This is a genomic window from Neobacillus sp. 19 (genome assembly GCF_049463095.1).
Lineage (GTDB): Bacteria > Bacillota > Bacilli > Bacillales > Cytobacillaceae > Neobacillus.
Genome location: NZ_JBMPZU010000049.1, coordinates 1 through 4343, shown reverse-complemented (window position 1 = coordinate 4343; position 4343 = coordinate 1). Strand labels below are relative to the sequence as shown.

The following is a 4343-nucleotide window of genomic DNA, read 5'->3' as shown; positions in this document are numbered from 1 at the left end:
CCTGTAGCTTGGTTCGGTTGTGAAGCCGATATTAACCCAAAACCCAACAACCTAGATAGGCGTTTTCGCATTTATAGTGAAACGCTTTCGCGTTTTTCGTGCGCCGCTTCACCTGGTGAAAAGGCATTATTAAAGAAAGATGACTATCAGGAAAAAGTGGCAGCATCCATTAACATGGGAATCTTGCGCTATTTTACGAATGAAAAGGAACTAAAAGAAACAGATTAAGGGGGGTGGAAACACCCTCCATTTTTATGTATAAGGGCATTGAGAAATGTCCGCCTCCAGCGCCCGCTAACCAGAGCGCTTGCGCTTTTCTCTATAATAGTGTGATTCAGTTAACTGTTTCGCCAATAGGTTATGGTATACTGAGAGATGGAAACGAATTCAATAGGTGAGGTGTTTATTATGTTAACAGATGTGAGAATCCGTGAGGTTCTTGGCGGCCTCAAAGAACCATTTTTACATAAAACATTAGCAGAACTAAATGCTATTGAGGAAATTAAAATTAAAGAGGAAAAAAACCATGTCAGTGTGAAGGTGCAGATCGCCAGAACCGGTACAAGTGAACAGCTGCAGCTGCAAACGCAAATCGTTAACCTTTTAAAAGAAGCCGGAGCGGCAACAGTCGGTATTCGTTTTAGCGAGCTTCCAGAAGAAGTATTAGCTGCTAACCGCCAGGCAGAGCCTGAAAAAGAGAAAAATCTTCTTAATTCAACAGATACGACTTTTATTGCGATTGCCAGTGGAAAAGGCGGGGTAGGGAAATCAACCGTTTCTGTGAACCTTGCTGTCGCACTGGCCCGCCTAGGGAAAAAGGTCGGCTTGATTGATGCGGATATTTACGGTTTCAGCGTACCTGATATGATGGGTATTACCAAACGGCCTGTTGTACGCGGTGAAAAGATTATCCCTGTTGAACGTTTTGGTGTACAAGTTATTTCGATGGGGTTCTTTGTGGAAGACAATGCCCCAATTATTTGGCGCGGACCAATGCTTGGAAAAATGTTAAACAGTTTCTTCAATGAGGTGGAGTGGGGAGAAATTGATTATTTACTATTAGATTTACCGCCGGGAACAGGAGACGTTGCCCTTGATGTTCACACGATGCTTCCTGCATGTAAGGAAATCATCGTAACCACACCGCATCCAACGGCTGCCTTTGTTGCTGCCCGTGCAGGTGCAATGGCTCTAAGGACCGAGCATGAGGTGCTTGGCGTGATTGAAAATATGGCTTATTTTGAAAGCAAGCTAACGGGCGAAAAGGAATATGTATTCGGCCGCGGCGGTGGAGATAAATTAGCTGAGGAATTAAATACAGAAGTTCTTGGCCGCTTGCCGCTTAACCAGCCTGATTGGAACGATGATGACTTTGCTCCATCCGTTTATCAGGAAGATCACCAAATCGGAAAAATTTATTTAGAGATTGCTGAAAAGGTCGCAAGCCTTCTGAAAAAATAAGCAAACAAAAGGCCTCTTCTTTATAGTAAGAAGAGGCCTTTTGATTCAGATTGAATTTCGCCTTTAAGAATTGACTGGGGGCTGGGGCATTTCAAAATTAACTGCCGCCTGATTTATTGTCGCTGCCGCCTTGATCCGAGCCCCCGTCCTTGCTGCTGGACTTGTTTTTTGTTTCCTCGGCTGCCTTCAACAGTAATTCTTCCATTTTAGCTCGGAACAGAGGACTGTCAAGGGTTTCGGAAATGACTTTTTGCAGATGCTCGCGGTATTCCTTACTTTTTAAGGCATCTGCCATTTCCTTCTGAATTTCAGGTTCTTTAAAAACTTCAATCATCATACCTCTATACTCTGGGTCATTCATTAAATCCTTCAATAATTTTTCATTCTCGGACCGCATGTTTTTGGCAACGCCTTTAGCAAATTTAGCATCGCTGAATGTCTTTTTCCAAAATTCAGTTGCCTTATCTGATGTTAAGGTTTGTTCGATGGTGGTGGCGACTACTTGTTGATCCATCACCAGCTTTTCCTTCATCTTATCATCGTCCATTACTTGCTGAATGGCCTTTTTTCCATCATCTGTTTTGAGAATATCCACAACCATTTTTTTCGTTTGATCATAATCGATCTGCCCTCCGCTGCTTGTATCAGTAGCAGAACAGCTTGCCAGAAATAACATGACGGGCAGGAGGAGCAACATACTTTTACCTTTCATTTTCAAGCTCCTTTCACATATCAATCCTTAATTTTAGGATGAAGAAAAATGATGGAGATTATTCGTTAGTAAATGAAATTATGGATTTTTCATATATAGATTGGTACAATCAGTATGGATTTTATTTTTGTTTCTTGGGGGTTTCTAGTGTGACAAGCCGTAATTTGGTAAAGCTTTTTAAAAATACATTAGTTGTTGGCGGGGTCACGACAGTTATTTTTGGGTTGTTTGTACGCTGGCAATTGCTGCAGTCTTTTTTTATTGATTTTAAAATCCTGGATATAATTTCAGCCATCGCTTGGTTAATGCTTATGGGCTTTCTCTTTAGTGTCATTAGTCAAATGGGCTTTTTTGCGTATTTAACCATCCATCGGTTTGGATTGGGCATCTTTAAATCCGCTTCCTTATGGAACGCTGTTCAAATCGTTCTTATTCTCTTTGGTCTGTTTGATCTCGTCTATTTACGGTATATCAACTTTGCCAAAACGGGTGACTCGATTTTGCCCTTTTTTGTACCAGCTCTCCTCTTATTAGTTGTCGGGCTGGCAGTGGCTTGGCTAAAAAGTAAGGAAACCAATCGTGCGGCGTTTATTCCGGCTTTGTTCTTTATGATTGTTGCTACATTAGTGGAGTGGGTTCCTGTTTTAAGGGAAAATGCTGAAAACTGGTTCTATTTAATGGCCATTGCTTTACTGGCTTGTAATGCATATCAATTATTAATTCTTCATAAATTGAATGCACAATCGGAGCAGGAAAGACAAAGTCGTATAAAACAAACTGGCCCTGTTGCAGAAAAGAATAAGAAAAAGAAGAAAATGACAAAAAAACCGTCCATCTAATGGGCGGTTTTTTCGATGTGCATTATCTAATTTCGTTTGATTGAACGTCCCCGTTTGCGATCATTTCAGAAACGGATACGAGCTTTAATCCTTTTTGTCGAATATCTGCTAAAATCAGCGGCAAGGCTTTTGCCGTTTGTTTAGCGGCATCTGAGGCGTGCAGGAGAATAATATCCCCCTTTTCTGCTTTTTTTACATTTTCAACGATTTTTTCTACCCCGGGATTTTGCCAATCCTTTGAATCAACTTTCCAATGGACAACCGTATACCCATACCTTTTGGCAATTTTCAGCGTACGTTCATCGAAATGCCCTGTCGGTGCACGTAAAAGCTTAATATCCTTCACATTTAACTTTGTAAATGCTTCTTGGGCTTTTGAAATATCCCTGGCAATTTTGCCATCTTCTAAATCCTCATAATCTTCATAGTCATAGCCAAGAATACCAATTTCATATCCCTCTTTTACAATCCGGCTGACTGTGTCGGGGTGCCGTTCAGCCCAAGAACCTGCTAAGAAAAAGGTAGCCGATTTCACATTTTCCTTTTTTAATATATCTAAAATCGGTTCAGCCTTTTCATCTCCCCAGCCAATATTGAACGTTAGCGCAAGGTCTTTCTCTCCGCGATAAATAGCCTTAGAGCCCTCCTTAGTTGAAAAGACAGGAATTTGTGCCATGTTCTCCACGTAAAGAAACCAAGCAGTAAAAAAAGCGGCAATTAAAATCAAACCTACATTCTTTAAAGCCTTCCCGTTTAATACAAAAAAGAAATTCATTCTGAATCCCACCTCGTCCAATACCATCCTTGACTCAAATCTATGCTTGTATTTTTTAAAATATGATTAAAGAATTTTTATTATAATTTATCAATAATTGGAAATGACTACTATAACTAGAAATTTTGCTGGGGGTAATTCGATGTTTGGACTTCTAATTAATCAGAAAGAAGTAAAAGAGATGGAATACCTAATTAAACGAGAAATGGATGAAATTTTATTTGATTTAAGAGATGACAGAATTGATCATATTGTCAAAAGGGCAATGGAAGAGAGATATAAAATCCTATTTGCGTTATTTAGAAGGGTAGCCTCTCCTAATGAATGCCTGAAATATATGAGAAGAGGGAAGAAGGACAGAAAAAAAGGATAAGGTATCGAAAAATCTCTCAATATTTTTTTATAAAAAGCGTTGACACTATTTGATAAACTTGTTATAGTAATAAACGTCGCTGCTGACAGTAAAAAAACAATTTAAAAAAAGTTGTTGACATTACAAATAGCAGATGATATATTAAGAAGGTCGCTTTAAGGCGATAAAGAAATTGATCCTTGA

At 39.6% G+C, this 4343-nt stretch carries 5 protein-coding genes and 1 pseudogene; 4 read left to right on the top strand and 2 right to left on the bottom strand.

Features of this window, described 5'->3' with window-relative positions; all coding sequences use genetic code 11:
- Together ACO1D1_RS15105 and ACO1D1_RS15100 are read left to right on the top strand one after the other, a co-directional pair.
- Positions 1-228, top strand: a pseudogene (locus ACO1D1_RS15105) (hypothetical protein); the annotation flags it as partial.
- A 180-nt stretch (positions 229-408) separates the two neighbouring features.
- The gene (locus ACO1D1_RS15100; protein ID WP_149868139.1) at positions 409-1461 is read left to right on the top strand and encodes an Mrp/NBP35 family ATP-binding protein; all 1053 of its coding nucleotides are present in this window, start codon (positions 409-411) and stop codon (positions 1459-1461) included.
- Between the two features lie 97 nt (positions 1462-1558).
- Here ACO1D1_RS15100 and gerD read toward each other — a convergent pair whose 3' ends face one another.
- On the bottom strand, positions 1559-2173 hold the full coding sequence (gene gerD, locus ACO1D1_RS15095) for a spore germination lipoprotein GerD (protein WP_423336389.1): 615 nt from the start codon (positions 2171-2173) through the stop codon (positions 1559-1561).
- A 149-nt stretch (positions 2174-2322) separates the two neighbouring features.
- On the opposite strand from gerD, the gene ACO1D1_RS15090 reads away from it, so the two are divergent.
- Positions 2323-3012, top strand: a complete 690-nt coding sequence (locus ACO1D1_RS15090) for a KinB-signaling pathway activation protein (RefSeq protein WP_423336388.1) — start codon at positions 2323-2325, stop codon at positions 3010-3012.
- 22 nt (positions 3013-3034) lie between these two features.
- Here the strand turns inward: ACO1D1_RS15090 and pdaB are convergent, their stop codons facing one another.
- A complete protein-coding gene (gene pdaB, locus ACO1D1_RS15085) occupies positions 3035-3787 on the bottom strand; it encodes a polysaccharide deacetylase family sporulation protein PdaB (protein WP_149868140.1) in 753 nt (250 codons plus the stop codon).
- Between the two features lie 142 nt (positions 3788-3929).
- On the opposite strand from pdaB, the gene ACO1D1_RS15080 reads away from it, so the two are divergent.
- Positions 3930-4160 (top strand): hypothetical protein, encoded by a 231-nt coding sequence (locus tag ACO1D1_RS15080; protein ID WP_149868141.1) that lies wholly within the window; start codon positions 3930-3932, stop codon positions 4158-4160.
- Positions 4161-4343: the final 183 nt, after the last annotated feature.